Below are 16540 nucleotides of genomic sequence, written 5' to 3' on the forward strand. Positions count from 1 at the left end.
GGAGCTGGATCTAGCCGCAGCGCTAGTCATTAGTAAGTCAACGCCAAAGACCAAGCACTCCGGTGCTTGGCACGCATGAGATGTAAAGCATGAAAAGTTTCTTATCTAGTTTTGAGGGTTCATACAATTGAATGCTTGCATTGTCTGGTGGTAATAGCGAAGAGGTCACACCTGTTCCCATGCCGAACACAGCAGTTAAGCTCTTCAGCGCCGATGGTAGTTGGGTTCGCCCCTGCGAGAGTAGGACGCTGCCAGGCAAGATGAAATCCCTGATCCACATAAGGATCAGGGATTTTTTATATGGCCGAATGAAGGCGATGTGAGAAATTCCACTGGGGTTCCACTTCTTTGATCTCAAATCGGTGGATGGCTTTGATTAGCTGAATACACAGTTCTTGCTCCATATCTTCTTTCCAAGCATAGGGAGCGGAGCTACTTAATTTTTTAATCTTGGGTTGAAAGCGAATAAGGACAGCTTCCATTGCTGCAATATCGTTTTCTTTTGCTCTGATTGTCAGATCAAGCAATGTGTTCAATTCAGTCTCCTCCTTTTTGTATCTGATCTATCAGCGCCTGGAGTGTTTGTTCCAGGCGCTTGATATTTTGCTCAAGACGTATGAGCAGATAAAACGATACTACAATAGGGAACCCAAGGTTACCGATCATGGAAATAATGCTTTCTGTTGTCATGGTGCATCTCCTTTCGACAAAACTGAACGGAGCTTTTTAAGCGCAGCTTTAATCGATTTGGAAACAGCTTGCTGTGAGATATTCAGTTTCTCGGCAATCTCGGTATGAGTCAGCTGATGGATGAAATGAAGCTCTAAATAATGTCTCTGCTTCATGGGCAGCTCTTGAATAGCAATCAAGAGAGCTGGTTCGTGTATTGCTTGTTCCCATCTGTATACAGTTTGATCTTCTCTGGCGACAAGCATATCCTTTTTGGTGTCTTCCTGTTCTTCGCTTGCTGGCTGGTCCAGGATGGATAATTCCCTGCCTGAAAGTTTTGCTGCTTGTTTGCTGTAATTCCTGGCGTAATAACTAAGAGTCATCGTAAGGTAATTCGTTAACTGTATTTCTGTATAGAATTGCTGGAAAGCAGAATTAAGCTTTTGCAAATTAGCCGCAGAAGGATAACGTGTCGCTTGTTCGTATATCAACCGGTGCTGTTCCTCTTTCAAGAAGCCTTGCATCAAAGCTGTATTTGGATGAATTATGTTATTAGGCTTTTCATTGCCGCACATTGATGTTCCCCCTTTCAACTAGTAAACGAACATATGTTCTGTTTAAGTGTAAAAAAAATCAGCCTTTTTGAAAAGACTTTTTCGGACAGTCCCAACCAGCTTGTCCATTTGGGCTGCCAGCTGTAGGAATTATAGGTGGGTTTCCTCCTATACCCTATAGTTTATAAAAGGAAAGAAATTCCCCCTTTGACAACGTCAATACGTACAAAGCGTACAAACAACATCTTTGAAAGGTGAACATAAACTTAGAATGCAAGATTGACAGGTATGAAGTTCGTTAGTTTAGGAGAAACTAACCTAACGGAGGTGGAGTATGATGAGCAAACACTGTTTATGCGGAATCTGTGATCAAGAGAAACAAGAAGGGATACATCTGTATCGTTTATTTATCTGCAAACAATGCGAGCAGAAGATCATCCAGACAGAACCGAAGGAAGTGCAATATCATTACTTTGTAAAAAAACTTCGGAACTTGAATCAAATGACATTCCACTAAAGCCTGTACAAGGCTTTTTTCTTTCTGTATGTATGCGTATAATGAATGGAAAAAGCTAAAGGAAGAACGAAATGAATCAGTTAGATACGCCTTTATATACTAGGCTGGTGCAGTTTGCTAAGAAAAAACCAATCTCGTTCCATGTACCAGGTCATAAAAATGGAGCGCTGTTTGAAGAAGAATCATTCTTGCGGCATGCAGCGTTGCTTGATCAGACGGAGCTGACAGGGTTGGATGATCTGCATGCTCCTGAAGATGTGATTGCAGAGGCGCAGCTGTTAGCAGCGTCTTATTTTGGAGCACAGCAAACACGCTTCCTGGTGGGGGGGAGCACTGTTGGGAATCTGGCGATGATACTAGGAGTCATTAACAGGAATGATGTAGTGCTTGTACAGCGCAACTGCCATAAATCGGTATTGAATGGTTTAGAGTTTGCTGGAGCAAAACCGGTCTTTTTAGCGCCGGTATATGATGATGACAAAGAGAGATATACACATCCCACGCAGGAAACGATAAAGGAAGCCATATCCATATATCCGGAGGCAAAAGCACTGATAATGACGTATCCGGATTATTTCGGCACGGTTTTTGATTTGAAGGAAGCAGTACAAGAAGCACATAAGCATAATATACCAGTGTTGGTGGATGAGGCTCATGGGGTTCATCTTCGGACTGCAGACACACTGCCTATGACTGCCTTAGAGGCTGGAGCAGATGTCATTGTCCAATCAGCTCATAAAATGGCACCGGCATTCACGATGGCATCGTATCTGCATTTGAATAGCGAGTACGTTTCCATTTCCTCTATCGATCGTTATTTGAGGATGCTGCAGTCCAGCAGCCCATCTTACTTACTGCTGGCTTCCCTAGATACAGCCAGAAAGTACTTGGCTACCCGCACGCCTGCGGATATGGATCATCTGTATAAGGCCGTTGGTGCATTTCGGGAGCTGCTTGCTGCATCGAATTTATGGGAAGTGGAAAGACAAGGCGGCGATTGGCTGAAAATTGTGTTGCGCGTACAATCTGGATATCAGCCAAAACAGATTGCGAGTATGCTGGAATCTGCCGGTATTTTTCCGGAATTAGTTACCAATCGGCATATTTTGCTTGTGCATGGATTGGAAGCATTATCAAAATATGATTTGGATCGTGTTCGCGTTGCAATAAACAACATGGAGACGCCCGTTCAGTTTGAGACTCAGGAAGCAGCTCATCTATTTTCCGAGCCGATACAGGGGCTTGCTGTAAGTTATGCAGAGATGGAGGATCAGCAGCCGTATTTCACGGAGTGGTCCGATGCTGTCGGGTGTATTGCAGCAGAAGCGATCATTCCTTACCCGCCAGGGATACCAGTGTTGGCAAAAGGAGAAATCGTTACAAAACAGCATGTGGAAATGATACAATTATGGAAGAATAACAACATCTCTTTTCAAAATGAACACATTGAAGAGGGGATGTTTACCTATCGAGGGTTAAAAGAAGGAGAATGATTTTGACGGGATTGTTTATTACGCTGGAAGGCGGAGAAGGTGCAGGCAAAACGTCCGCTATACCGCTTCTGACAGCTCGATTGGAAAAAGAGGGCTACCAAGTGCTTGCTACACGTGAGCCAGGAGGGATCGAGATAGCTGAAGCGATTCGTGCAGTGATTCTGGATCCAGCCAATACAAGCATGGATGGCCGTACGGAGGCGCTGCTTTATGCAGCTGCCAGAAGACAGCATTTGGTGGAGAAGGTGTGGCCAGCGCTGAAAAAGGGAATGATTGTACTATGCGATCGTTTTGTCGACAGCAGTTTGGCTTATCAAGGCTACACACGTGGTCTGGGAATGGAAGAGGTATTGGAGATCAATCGATTCGCTGTCGAAACTACCATGCCGGATTTGACATTATTTTTTGATATTTCTCCAAAAGCAGGATTGGCACGAATTTCGGAGAATAAAGGTAGAGAGCAGAATCGATTGGACTTGGAGGCGTTATCCTTCCACGAAAGTGTCTATGAAGGGTATCAGATTCTTCGGGAACAATACAAAGACCGCTATGTGACACTTGATGCTTCCAAACCGCTTGCCGATGTTGCTGCGCATGCTGTGCAAGCAATCATGGCTTTTTTGCAAGGCAAAGAAAAGTAATGAAGAAGATTTGGAGGAGGAAATAAGATGAAACTAGTATTGGCAATCATTCAGGATAAAGACAGCAACAGGCTGACAGATGCACTGGGAGACCAGAATTTCAAAACGACCAAGCTGTCCACGACTGGCGGCTTCCTGAAAGCAGGTAATACAACGCTGATGGTCGGGTGTGAGGATGATCAAGTCGATGATGTACTAGATATCATCAAGGACAATTGCAGTCAGCGTAATCAAATGGTGGCACCGATATCCCCTATGGGCGGCAATGCGGATTCCTATATCCCGAACCCGGTCAAAGTGGAGGTAGGAGGAGCTACTGTTTTCGTACTGCCTGTCGATTCCTTTTTCAAGTTTTAAATAAAGGAGACAATACCGTTGAAAATCGGTCCTGATATACGTGCGCAGCTGGATGCTGCACGTAAGAATACGACACAGGCATCAGCTGAGCCAAAAAGGTTTCAAGAGCTGGTGCAGTCCCAAAGCCGGAAATTGCAAGGACAGGAATTACAGCAGCTGATCTCAGACATCACCAAGCAAGGAGAACGACTCGCACGCACACGTTCATTCCGCGAGCTTGCTTTGTATAAACGGAAGATTAAGAAGTTCATGGAAGATGTGAAGGACAATGGGATGGAGCTGCATCACGAGCATTCCTGGAACCAGCATGGCTCCAGGAAGCTTACGACCGTGCGGCAGATCGATGAGAAGCTGATGGAGCTGACTGAGATTTTGATGAATCAGGAAAAGCAGCAGATCGGTGTTCTCGGTCTGATCGGAGAGATAAAAGGACTTCTCTTCAATCTTTACACATGAAGTAACTGATAAAGGAAGAACATTATGTCAAATTGGGCTGAAATGTCTACTAAACAGCCTGTTGTCAGCAAGATGCTCGTCAACAGCCTAAAACGCGACCGTATTTCTCATGCTTACATATTCCAAGGGTCGCGCGGAACCGGCAAATCGGCATTGAGCCGCTTATTTGCCAAGAGTATCTTTTGCAGGAATCGTCATGGTGCCGAGCCTTGCAATGACTGCAAGGATTGTCGCCGCATCGACTCGGGCAACCATCCGGATCTCCATTGGATCGCACCGGATGGCGCCTCGATAAAAAATGACCAGATACTCCAGCTCCAAAAAGAATTCTCCTATACGGGTATGGAATCGGACCGTAAAGTATATGTAATGGAAGATGCGGATAAGATGACAGCCAATGCATCCAACCGTTTGCTCAAGTTCCTCGAGGAGCCTGGTGCCCAGACGACAGCAATTCTTTTGACTGAAAACAGTCAGGCACTGCTTCAGACGATTCAATCCAGATGTCAGATCCTCGCATTGCAGCCACTGCATGAAGGGCAGTTTGAGAAACTACTCGTTTCGGAGGGCCTGCCGCAGTCATCGGCACGGCTTTTATCCCAGCTGACGCAGAATTATGATGAGGCAATGGAAATTTCCAGTCAAGAGTGGTTTGCTAAAGCGCGAAAACTAGTGGTACAATTAGTAGAAGTGCTGGAAACCAGGCCTAATGAAGCGCTTTTGTTTATCCATAGTCAATGGATGCCTGTGATGAAGGATCGCGAGCTGCAGCAGCTGGCGTTACATCTGCTATTATTGTGGTTTAAAGACATTATCTATCTTTATGCTGACAGGCCGGATTCCATTATCTATATACAGGAGAAAGACAGGCTTGAGAACAGCCTTCGCCATTGGACGAGACAGCGGGCCACAGATGCTCTGCAGTCCGTTATGGAAGCGAAACGCCAATTAGACCAGAATGTCCATCCTGCACTTGTTATGGAGAAATTAACACTTCAGATGCAGAGGTGAATGGGTAGATGCAAGTCATTGGTGTCCGCTTTAAAAAGGCGGGTAAGATCTATTACTTCGATCCAGGCACACTTTCGGTTGCTTTGGACGATTATGTTATTGTAGAGACTGTTCGCGGCGTTGAATTCGGACGAGTTGTGCTTGCTGATAAGCAAGTGGATGAAGAGGATGTTGTCCTCCCTCTGAAAAAAGTAATTCGTATCGCAACAGACAAAGATAAATTCAGCGTGGCAGAAAATACAGAGAACGCTGCGCAAGCACATAAGATTTGTGAGAAAAAGATTCGGGAACATAAGCTTGAAATGAATCTGGTTGACGTCGAATATACTTTCGACCGGAATAAAGTCATATTCTACTTTACGGCAGATGGCCGTGTCGATTTCAGGAACCTGGTGAAGGATCTGGCTGCAGTCTTCAAGACACGGATTGAACTGAGACAGATAGGGGTGCGTGATGAAGCGAAACTCCTTGGTGGTATTGGACCTTGCGGAAGAATGCTATGCTGTTCCACTTTCCTGGGAGATTTTGAGCCAGTGTCGATCAAGATGGCGAAGGATCAGAATCTATCGTTGAATCCAGCGAAGATTTCTGGTTTGTGCGGACGGCTGATGTGCTGTCTGAAGTATGAAAATGATGAGTATGAAGAGGCGAAACGTGAGCTACCGGATTTAGGTGAAGCGATTCGGACTTCTTACGGATCGGGTAAGGTAGTTGGCTTGAACATTTTGGAACGGCTGATTCAGATTGAAGTGCCGGAAAAGGAACGGGTTATCGAGTACACCTTAGATGAACTGATCGAAGAAGGAGTTATCTCAACGCAAGCCATGGAATAATGGGGTGGAGAGACGGTGAATAAGAAGGAAATATTAGAGCATGTCACACAGATGGAAGAGCAAATCGGACAGCTATACAAGCAATTGGGTGATGTGAAGGGCCATGTGGCAAAGCTATTGGAAGAGAATAACCGTCTGACGGTGGAAAACCATCACCTGCGCAACCGTCTTGACGGACAAGCTGAACAGGAACAGAAGGCTGGCGGCAAGGCAGCACAGTCCAAGGAAGCACCGATTGGTGAGGGATATGATAACCTGGCGCGCTTATACGAAGAAGGTTTCCATATCTGTAATGTCCACTTCGGCAGTCCGAGACGAAATGAAGATTGCTTGTTCTGTTTGACGTTCTTGAATAAGAATAAATGATGTGACGGCCTTTCTTACACTTTGTAGGGAAGGTCCTTTTTTGTAAAAAACGAGAAGGGAATTAACAATATGGTGGAACTAAAAGGAGATGAGCGGCTGGATTATTTGCTTGCAGAAGAAAATATGCGCATTATCCAGAGCCCGACTGTATTTGCTTTCTCATTGGATGCAGTTCTCTTGGCTGATTTTGCATCGATTCCTCTTTCTAGAGGAAGGATATTGGATTTATGCTCCGGTAACGCTGTGATTCCTTTGCTGCTCAGCAGGAGGACAAAAGCAAAGATGACTGGCGTCGAGATTCAGGAACGCCTTTATGATATGGCAGTACGGAATGTTGCACTGAATGGGTTGGAGGATCAGTTGGAGATGATACATGGTGATCTGAAGGATATGCCAGCTGTCTTGGGGAATGGTCCATTTGATGCAATTACGTGCAATCCCCCTTATTTCAAGACACCGGGAAAACGCGAGCAGAATCTGAACGAGCATTTGACCATTGCCCGTCATGAAATCATGTGCACACTGGATGATGTCGTTCTTGCCTGTCGGAAACTTGTCAAACCAGGAGGAAAGGTCAGTCTCGTGCATCGGCCGGATCGCTTGTTGGATATCGTCACTTCCATGCGTGAGCAGAAAATCGAACCGAAACGGATGCGGCTTGTGTATCCGAAACCTGGAAAAGAAGCAAACATCCTTTTGATTGAAGGTGTCCGTAATGGCAGTCCGGGTTTGAAAATCCTGCCGCCGCTTTATTCTCACAAAGAAGACGGAGGATATACGGCAGAATTAGAGGAAATCCTGTATGGCAGCAAATAAGCATCTTGTCTATATGCTGAAATGCAAGGATGGCAGTCTATATACAGGGTATACAAACGCGCTGGCTAAGCGCTTGAGGCAGCATAGTGCTGGTAAAGGGGCAAAATATACAAAGGGCAGGGGTCCTTTTATCCTTGTATATATAAGGTATTTTGATTCCCGAGAAGCGGCGCTTCGTGAGGAATACCGGATCAAACAGCTGTCAAAACATCGAAAGTGGGCACTTGTCCAGGAAGGAGGAAAGCAGTATGCAATCACAGAAAAGTTTTGATCAGCATGAAAATGGCACACTTTTCATCATACCGACGCCTATAGGCAACCTGCAGGATATTACGCTAAGGGCGCTGGAGACTTTAAAACAAGTACATACTGTTGCTGCAGAGGATACACGAAATACGAAAAAACTGTTTAACCACTTTGACATTTCGACACCGCTTATCAGTTACCATGAGCATAATCGGAAAGCACGAGAACAAATGCTTCTCAATCTATTGGAAGAGGGAAAAGATGTCGGTCTGGTCAGTGACGCGGGTATGCCGGCTATTAGCGACCCGGGCCAGGAATTGGTCCAAGCGGCAGCTGAAGCTGGGTTTCCGGTCGTTGTACTGCCAGGGGCAAATGCAGCACTCGTCGCATTGGTCGGTTCCGGGCTTTCGACAGATGCGTATCAATTTTATGGCTTCCTTCCACGAAAGAAGAAGGAATTGACCGGCGAATTGGAAAAGCTTCGAAAAGTGGCAGCAACACTGATTTTCTATGAAAGTCCGCATCGTTTGAAAGAGACGTTAGCTGCCTTGCTGGATAGTTTCGGTGATAGAAGGATTGCACTAGGCAGGGAGCTTACAAAACGATATGAGGAATTTCTGCGAGGAACAGTGCAGGAAGCATTGGATTGGGCTGCCTCTGAGACAGTGAGAGGAGAGTTCTGCCTTGTCGTGGAAGGAGCTTCAGAAGCGGAACAGCTGGAAGAGGAGCAAGCCTTTTGGCAGGATATGAGCATACAGGAACATGTCGAATGGTATATAGCAAATCAGGGACTACCTTCGAAGCAGGCGATCAAGCAAGTTTCTGTGGATCGCCAACTCCCTAAACGGGATGTGTATCAGGCTTATCACGTTGAGTAAACAGAAGAAAACCGCCCCAAAATGAAGCGGTTTTCTATTATTTGTTCAAACGTGTTTGGATTTCGTTGATCAGCTCTTCTGCACCTTCGCGGCTAAGAACAAGTTTACCATTTGCCAAAGACAAGTTGTCATCGGAAATCTCACCAGTGATATGGCAAGTCATGTTCGGTTTGTATTTTTTTAAGATGATGCGATCGTCATCTACGTAGATTTCCAAAGCATCTTTCTCGTTGATTCCTAGTGTGCGGCGTAATTCAATCGGGATAACGACTCTTCCCAATTCGTCTACTTTACGTACAATACCTGTTGATTTCATTTATTGTTTCTCCTCTCGGGTGAGTATATATGTTTATTCGTCATTATTCGACAATTTAACTACTGCCTATCGTACCAGTGATTGACATATGTGTCAATTCAAAAAAATTGAATTCCAGCATTTTGCTGGGAGTAAAAACATAAGAAAGGGAATATCTCGGGTCTTTTTATCTATTATAATGGTTGTATATGTAAAATGAGTAAGATAAATAGTGATAAATAAATAGAAAGATGGTAGTGGAGTTCTGTAGAATGCTCGACACTTTTCGACACATCAACCTCATGTGTCGGAATATTACCATAGAAATACGTATATCTGCTCATTTTTTTTGTCGCTTATGGAAAGAAAAAATTTCTGCTGGATTGGAATTTATGACCGAAAGTCGCTACAATAGAGAATAAGTGTAATAGCGATACGAGCGGCTCACGCTGGTGAGCTTTTTTATAATGGAGGGTTAGCAGATGCAGAAAGAGAATAAAACATTTTATATTACTACGCCAATCTATTATCCGAGTGGCAAGCTGCACATCGGACACGCCTATACGACAGTAGCTGGTGATGCGATGGCTCGTTATAAGCGTCTGCGCGGATATGATGTCGCGTATTTGACAGGTACGGATGAACATGGTCAGAAAATCCAGCGCAAAGCGGAAGAGCAAGGTGTGACGCCGCAGGAATATGTAGACAACATTGTAAAAGATATCAAATCGCTGTGGAAGACGCTGGAGATTACCAATACAGATTTCATCCGCACGACGGAACCTCGCCATAAGGAAACTGTTCAGAAAATATTTTCCCGTCTATTGGAACAGGATGATATTTATTTGGATGAATATGAGGGCTGGTACTGTACTTCTTGTGAATCCTTCTTCACGGAAACACAGCTGGATGATGGCAGATGCCCGGATTGCGGCGGTCCAGTAGATCGTGTGAAAGAGGAATCCTATTTCTTGCGTACAAGCAAATATGCTGATCGCCTGCTGCAGTATTATGAGGAGAATCCTGAATTCATCCAGCCAGTGAGCCGGAAGAATGAAATGATCAATAACTTCATCAAGCCGGGACTGGAAGATTTGGCTGTCTCCCGTACGTCATTCGAATGGGGACCAAAAGTGCTGGAGAATCCGAAGCACGTCATTTATGTATGGATCGATGCGCTTTCCAACTACATCACAGCATTGGGATATGGTTCTGATGATGACAGTCTTTATCAGAAATATTGGCCGGCTGATGTTCATTTGATGAGTAAGGAAATTGTTCGTTTCCATACGATTTACTGGCCGATCATGCTGATGGCATTGGATCTGCCGCTGCCGAAGAAAGTATTCGCACACGGCTGGATCTTGATGAAAGATGGCAAGATGAGTAAATCGAAAGGGAATGTCGTCAGTCCGGTGGATTTGAAAGAACGCTATGGACTGGACCCGCTTCGTTATTACTTGCTCCGCGAAGTGCCATTCGGTGCAGACGGCGTGTTCACGCCAGAAGGCTTCGTCGATCGTACGAACTTTGACTTGGCCAATGATTTGGGCAACTTGCTGAACCGTACAGTAGCAATGATCAGCCAATATAAAGAAGGTATCGTGCCTGCCTACGTTGCTGGCGAGACGGCATTCGAGCAAGCATTGGAAGATATGGCAAAACAAACTGTCAAGGAAGTAGAAGAAGGAATGGAGAACATGGAGTTTTCCGTTGTTCTGTCGAAAATTTGGCAGTTGGTCAGCCGGGCAAACAAATATATCGATGAAACGAAGCCTTGGGTGCTGGCAAAAGATGAAGCGCAAAGCGATCGTCTGGGAAACGTGCTTGCTCACCTTGCAGAGGTGCTGCGCCAAGTAGCTATATTGCTTCGTCCATTCCTTGTTGAAACACCAGCGAAGATTTTTGCGCAGCTTGGTGTAGAAGAAGCTAGCCAAGATTGGGATACGCTTCTTGCAACAGAAGTGAAAACAGGCCGTCAAGTGAAGAAGGAAGGTCCAATCTTCCCTCGACTTGATGCAAAAGTAGAAGTGGAAGCAATCAAGAACATGATGAAAGTTCCAGAACCAGAGAAAAAGGCACAGCCGAAAGAAGAGCAGGAGACTGCGAAGCTTCCGGAAGTACAGTATGAGGATTTCGCGAAGCTGGAATTGCGGGTGGCAGAAGTCATCGCTGCCGATAAAGTGAAGAAGGCAGATAAACTATTGAAAATCCAGCTTGATTTAGGAACAGAGAAGCGCCAGGTCATCTCTGGTATTGCAGAACATTATGCACCAGAAGATCTTGTTGGCAAGAAAGTGATTTGTGTGGTGAACCTCAAGCCGGTTAAACTTCGCGGGGAGATGTCCGAAGGGATGATTCTTTCCGGTGAAAGTACAGCTGGAAAACTTGCGCTGGCAACAGTGGAGTCGGATTTGCCGAATGGATCGATCGTAAAATAATAAATGAGGGGGGAGACGCTTGCACGCAAGCGTTTTTCCTTTTTTAACAGATAGAAAGGACATCTGCTATGTTATTTGATACACATGCTCATATTAATGATAAGCAATTTGATGAAGACCGCGAAGAGATGATGCAGCGGGCAAAGGATGCCGGTGTATCCCGTCTTGTCGTTATTGGCTGCGATGCGGAGGGGATCACGTCAGCAATCGAGCTTGCGGAGAAATATGACTTCGTCTACGCGGCAATCGGGTGGCATCCTGTTGATGCGATCGATATGACTGATGCTGACCTGAATCGTATTGAGGAGCTTTCGTCACATCCAAAAGTTGTAGCAATCGGAGAGATGGGACTGGATTATCATTGGGACAAATCACCGAAGGATATCCAAAAAGATGTATTGCGTCAGCAGATTCAGCTGGCTAAACGCGTCAAGCTGCCGATCATCATTCACAATCGGGAAGCAACACAGGACATCATCCCGATTTTAAAAGAAGAAAATGCAGCTGAAGTCGGAGGCATCATGCATTGCTACAGTGATGAAGCGGATCTAGTTCAGGAGTTTCTGGATATGAATTTCTATATTTCCCTTGGCGGTCCCGTCACTTTCAAAAATGCCAAGGCACCGAAGGAAGTAGCGAAAATGGTACCAGCTGATCGGCTGCTGATTGAAACAGATTGTCCGTATCTGGCACCTCATCCAAACCGCGGCAAACGCAATGAACCTGCTTATGTGAAGCTAGTGGCTGAGCAAATTGCAGAGCTTCGCGGCATCGGATACGAGGAATTGGCAGAGCTGACAATGCGAAATGCAGAAAGACTATATAAAATAAAATCATAGAGGGTATAACGTGCAGATTAAAGAAGTGATTGTCGTTGAAGGTAAAGACGATACGGCTAAGATAAACCAGGCAATCCAAGCGGACACAATCGAGACGAATGGATCTGCCATCCATGATGGTATCATTGAGCAAATCAGACACGCACAAGCAAAGCGCGGTGTCATCATATTTACTGATCCTGATTATCCAGGTGAGCGTATACGGCATATTGTCTCCCAGGCAGTACCCGGATGCAAGCATGCATTCCTGTCAAAAGACAAAGCGCGTGCGCGTAATAACAAAGGTATCGGTATTGAGCACGCGTCAGCTGAATCGATTCGGACAGCTTTGGAGCAAGTGTATGAGATGAGCGAGATGTACGAGCCGGAAATCTCCAGGGAAGCTGTCATCGCATACGGTCTCCTTGGCGGACCAAGAGCGAAACTGCGGCGGGAAAAGCTTGGAGAAAGACTGGCGATCGGCCATACAAATGGCAAGCAGCTTCTCAAACGACTTGCTATGTTCCGCATACCGGAGCAGTTGTTTGTCGAAACGATGCAGCAAATTATACAGGAGGAAGACAATGACGAATGAACGGCATATTGCCACCCCGACAAGGACGAAGGAGCTGCTTAAGAAATATGATTTCTCCTTCAAGAAAAGCCTCGGGCAAAATTTCCTGATTGATACAAATATCCTGCGGAATATCATCCATCACGCAGGAGTGACGGAGAATACAGGTGCGATTGAAATCGGACCCGGGATGGGGGCACTCACTGAGCAGCTAGCCATTGCAGCGGATAAAGTCTTGGCTTTCGAGATAGATCAGCGTTTGCTGCCTATCCTGGAAGATACGCTGTCGCCGTATGATAATGTAAAAGTCGTGAATGAAGATATCCTGAAAGCAGACGTGCAGCAAGAGATGCAGCAATATTTCGGAGACCAAAAAATAAAAATTGTCGCAAATCTGCCTTATTATATTACAACACCGATATTGATGAATCTGCTCACAAGGAACTTGCCGATTTCCAGCATTACGGTCATGATCCAAAAAGAAGTAGCAGACCGCATGGCTGCTGCTCCCAACACGAAAAGCTATGGTTCTTTATCGCTTGCAATTCAGTATTATACAGAAGCAGCAGTTGTAATGACCGTCCCGAAAACAGCATTCATGCCGCAGCCGAATGTGGATTCTGCTGTCCTTCATCTTGAGCTACGCAAGGAACCACCGGTCCATGTTGAAGATGAAAAATTCTTCTTTGACTTAATTCAGGCATCTTTCGGACAGCGCCGGAAAACGCTGCGTAACAACTTGAACAGACAGTTTGCTTCCCGTTTTTCAAAGGAAGAGCTGGAGGATATCATGAGCGCCGCCGGAATCGATGGAACAAGACGGGGAGAGTCACTTACAATGGCGGAATTCGCTTCCTTGGCGAATACCTTTACAGCCAGAGGCTGAACCTTTTTGCCCAACCATCATACGCTGTAGAAGAAAGCTTTGGTGGGTGAGGTGAACGGAATGGATTTGGCGATTGGTGATATCGTCACTAGAAAATCATATCAGCACGATTTATTGTTCCGTGTCTCCAGCTTCACGAGCCATAAAGTCATCCTGCATGGCGAGGATATGCGTCTTATCGCTGATGCTCCTCAGAATGACTTGGTAAAGGCTGGAACACGTGAAATAACGAAACGCAAAAAGACATGGCAGGATAAAGAAGACTACTCCTACCGCCTCTTTCGCCAGGATTACCTGCTGATGAAGGATAAGCGGGATTATGAATCAACCTCAGGCTATCAGCATAGCCCGAATTACTTCCAAATTCCTGCAAAGGTGCTCCATGTCGATGGAGATAAGACATATTTGAAAAAATGCATTGATTTTTATCAGCGTTTCGGAATCCAGGTACATGGTGTCCATTTGCAGGAGAAAGAAATGCCACTTCAAATTGCTACCCTTCTGGAGAAGATACAACCAGATATTATTGTCGTTACAGGACACGATGCTTTTCAAAAAAGCAAAGGAGACAAATCCGATATCCGTGCTTACCGGAACTCGCAGTATTTTGTCGAAACGGTGAGGGAGGCACGGCGGATTCATCCCCATCTGGATCAATTGATCATATTTGCCGGTGCGTGCCAGTCTCATTTTGAATCCTTGATTCGGGCGGGCGCAAATTTTGCCAGTTCTCCGAGCAGGATTAATATCCATGCCTTGGACCCTGTTTATATTGTTGCTAAAATCGCATTCACACCATTTATGGAAAAAGTGGGAGTATGGGAGGCACTCCGCAATACACTGACTGGTGAACGCGGGCTTGGCGGGATCGAAACGCGTGGCCTGCTCCGGACAGGGTTGCCTTTTGTTGATCCAGATGAAGCAGATGAAAGTGTCTAAACCCCCTGTTTTATCGTAATTCTGCCACTGATGCATAATTTTGTATGGATTTGAAAGAATAAAGTGAAATAAGAAACATTTAATCTTTTCATTGACATCAAAAATGGTATGCTGTTATAATAAAAAGTTTTATTTGACTCTATACCTAAAATATGCTATGATTAGATCAGTGAGGTGGAGTGCAGTGGCTAAAACATTAGTGGAAATTAAGCAGGGTCTGGAAGGACAAATTGGTAAACGTTTAAAATTGAAAGCTAATGGTGGGAGAAAGAAAACCATCGAACGTTGCGGAGTACTTGCGGAAACGTATCCAGCTGTATTCATCGTAGAACTCGATCAAGATGAGAATGCGTTTGAGCGTGTCTCCTATAGCTATGCAGATGTCTTAACCGAAACAGTCGAATTGGATTTTGATACGGATGATTTGAACGAAATTGCAAAATAATGCTTGAAGGAAAGCAGGGGAATGCTCCCCTGCTTTTTGTTTTGCCTTTTTTTGCAAACATCTTACAGGCATAGCAAAACCGTTCGGAACAGAGAATAAACATGTCGTAATAATCTCAGAAGGGAGCTGTTTTCTTTGGGCAGAAGAAGAGGAATCATGTCTGATGCACTGAAAGAGGAAATTGCAAAGGAGCTTGGATTTTACGACACTGTACAGAAGGAAGGCTGGGGCGGCATTCGTTCCCGTGATGCCGGGAACATGGTCAAGTACGCCATTGCCATGGCCGAACAGTCGATGCGTGATAAGCAATAAGTCGGGGCCCTTCTCTTTTTATAAAGAGGAGGGTTCCTTCTTGTAGGCAGAATAGCCTGTACCACCTTTTTATGATACAATTTTGGAGAAATTCAACTAAAGTAGGTGACATGACATGCATTTGCTCGAAAAGGCGCCAGCTAAGATCAATCTTTCGTTGGACGTACTGTATAAACGCCCGGATGGCTATCATGAGGTAGAGATGGTGATGACAACGATCGACCTGGCAGACCGGATAGAGTTAATCGTGTTACAGGAGAACAAGATCGAAATCGAATCGGACAATCGCTTTGTGCCGAACGATGAGCGTAATCTTGCCTACCGTGCGGCGCAATTAATAAAAGATACATATAATATCGACAAAGGTGTCAGGATATACATAGATAAGCAAATACCGGTTGCAGCGGGTCTTGCTGGAGGGAGCAGTGATGCAGCAGCGGTCTTGCGCGGTCTGAATACATTGTGGGACTTGCAGCTATCCTTGGATACGCTGGCGGAGCTCGGGGCCAAGATTGGATCGGATGTATCATTCTGTGTATATGGTTCGACAGCATTATCCACTGGACGCGGAGAAAAGATCAAAGAACTCCCAGCCCCCCCGGCATGCTGGGTTGTATTGGCGAATCCCGGCATAGGGGTATCCACGCAAACAATCTATCAGCAATTAAAGATCGATACAATCCAGCATCCTGATACACAGGGAATGGTAAATGCCATTGAGCAAGGCGATTTCCAATCAATCTGTGACAAAGTCGACAATGTACTGGAGCCTGTCACGCTTAAACTCTGCCCGGAAGTGAAGCAAATCAAGCAGCAGATGGTCGAAGCTGGCGCGGACGCGGTGCTTATGAGCGGAAGCGGACCGACAGTCTTTTCCCTCGTATCACAAGAAAGCCGGGCTTATCGGATCTATAACAGCCTTAGGGGCTTCTGTGAACATGTATATGTTGTACGGATGCTCGGAGGGCGGACGGAGCTTGATTAAAACCGTAC

The 16540-nt window shown here is 45.4% G+C and carries 23 protein-coding genes and 1 rRNA gene; 20 read left to right on the forward strand and 4 right to left on the reverse strand.

Going from position 1 to position 16540, the window contains the following annotated elements; translation table 11 throughout:
• Positions 1–143: 143 nt before the first annotated feature.
• A 5S ribosomal RNA gene (gene rrf / locus BLQ53_RS18025) occupies positions 144–257 on the forward strand.
• 39 nt (positions 258–296) lie between these two features.
• Here the strand turns inward: rrf and BLQ53_RS18030 are convergent.
• The 3 genes from BLQ53_RS18030 to BLQ53_RS18040 are packed head-to-tail and all read right to left on the reverse strand — an operon-like array spanning position 297 to position 1244.
• Complete coding sequence (locus BLQ53_RS18030) at positions 297–536, reverse strand: helix-turn-helix domain-containing protein (protein ID WP_093728704.1); 240 nt, start codon at positions 534–536, stop codon at positions 297–299.
• 1 nt (position 537) lies between these two features.
• Positions 538–690 (reverse strand): YvrJ family protein, encoded by a 153-nt coding sequence (locus BLQ53_RS18035; protein ID WP_093728705.1) that lies wholly within the window; start codon positions 688–690, stop codon positions 538–540.
• Positions 687–1244: a sigma-70 family RNA polymerase sigma factor gene (locus BLQ53_RS18040; RefSeq protein ID WP_093728706.1), complete on the reverse strand. Its 558-nt coding sequence runs from the start codon at positions 1242–1244 to the stop codon at positions 687–689. The genes BLQ53_RS18035 and BLQ53_RS18040 overlap by 4 nt, the downstream gene beginning before the upstream one ends.
• 316 nt (positions 1245–1560) lie before the next feature.
• On the opposite strand from BLQ53_RS18040, the gene BLQ53_RS18045 reads away from it, so the two are divergent.
• The 11 genes from BLQ53_RS18045 to rsmI all read left to right on the forward strand — a co-directional run bounded on the left by BLQ53_RS18045 (position 1561) and on the right by rsmI (position 8837).
• Positions 1561–1740, forward strand: coding sequence for a sigma factor G inhibitor Gin (locus BLQ53_RS18045; protein ID WP_244499398.1), 180 nt, complete (start codon positions 1561–1563; stop codon positions 1738–1740).
• Between the two features lie 71 nt (positions 1741–1811).
• Positions 1812–3233: an aminotransferase class I/II-fold pyridoxal phosphate-dependent enzyme gene (locus BLQ53_RS18050; protein WP_093728708.1), complete on the forward strand. Its 1422-nt coding sequence runs from the start codon at positions 1812–1814 to the stop codon at positions 3231–3233.
• Complete coding sequence (gene tmk, locus BLQ53_RS18055; protein WP_170829771.1) at positions 3230–3874, forward strand: dTMP kinase; 645 nt, start codon at positions 3230–3232, stop codon at positions 3872–3874. Before BLQ53_RS18050 ends, tmk begins: the two co-directional genes overlap by 4 nt.
• Positions 3875–3901: 27 nt before the next feature.
• A complete protein-coding gene (locus BLQ53_RS18060) occupies positions 3902–4231 on the forward strand; it encodes a cyclic-di-AMP receptor (RefSeq protein WP_093728709.1) in 330 nt (109 codons plus the stop codon).
• An 18-nt stretch (positions 4232–4249) separates the two neighbouring features.
• Positions 4250–4687 carry a YaaR family protein gene (locus BLQ53_RS18065; RefSeq protein WP_093728710.1) on the forward strand — a complete coding sequence of 146 codons (438 nt, stop codon included), beginning with the start codon at positions 4250–4252 and terminating at the stop codon, positions 4685–4687.
• Between the two features lie 24 nt (positions 4688–4711).
• Positions 4712–5698 carry a DNA polymerase III subunit delta' gene (gene holB, locus BLQ53_RS18070; RefSeq protein ID WP_093728711.1) on the forward strand — a complete coding sequence of 329 codons (987 nt, stop codon included), beginning with the start codon at positions 4712–4714 and terminating at the stop codon, positions 5696–5698.
• A gap of 8 nt (positions 5699–5706) precedes the next feature.
• A complete protein-coding gene (locus BLQ53_RS18075) occupies positions 5707–6531 on the forward strand; it encodes a PSP1 domain-containing protein (protein ID WP_093728712.1) in 825 nt (274 codons plus the stop codon).
• A gap of 15 nt (positions 6532–6546) precedes the next feature.
• Complete coding sequence (gene yabA, locus BLQ53_RS18080) at positions 6547–6897, forward strand: DNA replication initiation control protein YabA (protein ID WP_093728713.1); 351 nt, start codon at positions 6547–6549, stop codon at positions 6895–6897.
• Between the two features lie 72 nt (positions 6898–6969).
• Entirely contained in the window at positions 6970–7713 is a 744-nt protein-coding gene (locus BLQ53_RS18085; RefSeq protein WP_093728759.1) for a tRNA1(Val) (adenine(37)-N6)-methyltransferase, read from the forward strand.
• Positions 7700–7984, forward strand: a complete 285-nt coding sequence (locus tag BLQ53_RS18090) for a GIY-YIG nuclease family protein (protein WP_093728714.1) — start codon at positions 7700–7702, stop codon at positions 7982–7984. The genes BLQ53_RS18085 and BLQ53_RS18090 overlap by 14 nt, the downstream gene beginning before the upstream one ends.
• A complete protein-coding gene (gene rsmI / locus BLQ53_RS18095; RefSeq protein WP_093728715.1) occupies positions 7962–8837 on the forward strand; it encodes a 16S rRNA (cytidine(1402)-2'-O)-methyltransferase in 876 nt (291 codons plus the stop codon). The genes BLQ53_RS18090 and rsmI overlap by 23 nt, the downstream gene beginning before the upstream one ends.
• A gap of 37 nt (positions 8838–8874) precedes the next feature.
• Here the strand turns inward: rsmI and BLQ53_RS18100 are convergent, their stop codons facing one another.
• Positions 8875–9153: a transition state genes transcriptional regulator AbrB gene (locus BLQ53_RS18100; RefSeq protein ID WP_038562480.1), complete on the reverse strand. Its 279-nt coding sequence runs from the start codon at positions 9151–9153 to the stop codon at positions 8875–8877.
• Between the two features lie 461 nt (positions 9154–9614).
• On the opposite strand from BLQ53_RS18100, the gene metG reads away from it, so the two are divergent.
• From metG to ispE, 8 genes are all read left to right on the forward strand, one after another.
• Positions 9615–11573: a methionine--tRNA ligase gene (gene metG / locus BLQ53_RS18105; RefSeq protein WP_093728716.1), complete on the forward strand. Its 1959-nt coding sequence runs from the start codon at positions 9615–9617 to the stop codon at positions 11571–11573.
• Positions 11574–11641: 68 nt separating this feature from the next.
• Positions 11642–12412 carry a TatD family hydrolase gene (locus BLQ53_RS18110; protein WP_093728717.1) on the forward strand — a complete coding sequence of 257 codons (771 nt, stop codon included), beginning with the start codon at positions 11642–11644 and terminating at the stop codon, positions 12410–12412.
• Between the two features lie 10 nt (positions 12413–12422).
• A complete protein-coding gene (gene rnmV, locus BLQ53_RS18115; RefSeq protein ID WP_093728718.1) occupies positions 12423–12986 on the forward strand; it encodes a ribonuclease M5 in 564 nt (187 codons plus the stop codon).
• The gene (gene rsmA, locus BLQ53_RS18120) at positions 12976–13851 is read left to right on the forward strand and encodes a 16S rRNA (adenine(1518)-N(6)/adenine(1519)-N(6))-dimethyltransferase RsmA (protein ID WP_093728719.1); all 876 of its coding nucleotides are present in this window, start codon (positions 12976–12978) and stop codon (positions 13849–13851) included. Before rnmV ends, rsmA begins: the two co-directional genes overlap by 11 nt.
• 60 nt (positions 13852–13911) lie before the next feature.
• Positions 13912–14790, forward strand: coding sequence for a sporulation peptidase YabG (yabG, locus tag BLQ53_RS18125; protein WP_093728760.1), 879 nt, complete (start codon positions 13912–13914; stop codon positions 14788–14790).
• A gap of 184 nt (positions 14791–14974) precedes the next feature.
• Entirely contained in the window at positions 14975–15235 is a 261-nt protein-coding gene (gene veg, locus BLQ53_RS18130) for a biofilm formation stimulator Veg (protein WP_038562465.1), read from the forward strand.
• A gap of 135 nt (positions 15236–15370) precedes the next feature.
• Positions 15371–15547: a small, acid-soluble spore protein, alpha/beta type gene (locus BLQ53_RS18135; protein WP_038562461.1), complete on the forward strand. Its 177-nt coding sequence runs from the start codon at positions 15371–15373 to the stop codon at positions 15545–15547.
• Positions 15548–15662: 115 nt separating this feature from the next.
• Positions 15663–16532, forward strand: a complete 870-nt coding sequence (ispE, locus tag BLQ53_RS18140; protein ID WP_093728720.1) for a 4-(cytidine 5'-diphospho)-2-C-methyl-D-erythritol kinase — start codon at positions 15663–15665, stop codon at positions 16530–16532.
• Positions 16533–16540: the final 8 nt, after the last annotated feature.

The organism is Terribacillus halophilus (assembly GCF_900101385.1).
GTDB classification, from domain to species: Bacteria; Bacillota; Bacilli; order Bacillales; family Amphibacillaceae; genus Terribacillus; species Terribacillus halophilus.

Excerpts from the sequence above, each read along its gene's own strand:
- BLQ53_RS18035 (WP_093728705.1), bottom strand. The coding sequence starts at position 690 with ATGACAACAGAAAGCATTATTTCCATGATCGGTAACCTTGGGTTCCCT.
- BLQ53_RS18040 (WP_093728706.1), bottom strand. The coding sequence starts at position 1,244 with ATGTGCGGCAATGAAAAGCCTAATAACATAATTCATCCAAATACAGCT.
- BLQ53_RS18045 (WP_244499398.1), top strand. The coding sequence starts at position 1,561 with ATGAGCAAACACTGTTTATGCGGAATCTGTGATCAAGAGAAACAAGAA.
- BLQ53_RS18050 (WP_093728708.1), top strand. The coding sequence starts at position 1,812 with ATGAATCAGTTAGATACGCCTTTATATACTAGGCTGGTGCAGTTTGCT.
- tmk (WP_170829771.1), top strand. The coding sequence starts at position 3,230 with ATGATTTTGACGGGATTGTTTATTACGCTGGAAGGCGGAGAAGGTGCA.
- BLQ53_RS18060 (WP_093728709.1), top strand. The coding sequence starts at position 3,902 with ATGAAACTAGTATTGGCAATCATTCAGGATAAAGACAGCAACAGGCTG.
- holB (WP_093728711.1), top strand. The coding sequence starts at position 4,712 with ATGTCAAATTGGGCTGAAATGTCTACTAAACAGCCTGTTGTCAGCAAG.
- BLQ53_RS18075 (WP_093728712.1), top strand. The coding sequence starts at position 5,707 with ATGCAAGTCATTGGTGTCCGCTTTAAAAAGGCGGGTAAGATCTATTAC.
- BLQ53_RS18090 (WP_093728714.1), top strand. The coding sequence starts at position 7,700 with ATGGCAGCAAATAAGCATCTTGTCTATATGCTGAAATGCAAGGATGGC.
- rsmI (WP_093728715.1), top strand. The coding sequence starts at position 7,962 with ATGCAATCACAGAAAAGTTTTGATCAGCATGAAAATGGCACACTTTTC.
- BLQ53_RS18100 (WP_038562480.1), bottom strand. The coding sequence starts at position 9,153 with ATGAAATCAACAGGTATTGTACGTAAAGTAGACGAATTGGGAAGAGTC.
- metG (WP_093728716.1), top strand. The coding sequence starts at position 9,615 with ATGCAGAAAGAGAATAAAACATTTTATATTACTACGCCAATCTATTAT.
- BLQ53_RS18110 (WP_093728717.1), top strand. The coding sequence starts at position 11,642 with ATGTTATTTGATACACATGCTCATATTAATGATAAGCAATTTGATGAA.
- rsmA (WP_093728719.1), top strand. The coding sequence starts at position 12,976 with ATGACGAATGAACGGCATATTGCCACCCCGACAAGGACGAAGGAGCTG.
- yabG (WP_093728760.1), top strand. The coding sequence starts at position 13,912 with ATGGATTTGGCGATTGGTGATATCGTCACTAGAAAATCATATCAGCAC.
- ispE (WP_093728720.1), top strand. The coding sequence starts at position 15,663 with ATGCATTTGCTCGAAAAGGCGCCAGCTAAGATCAATCTTTCGTTGGAC.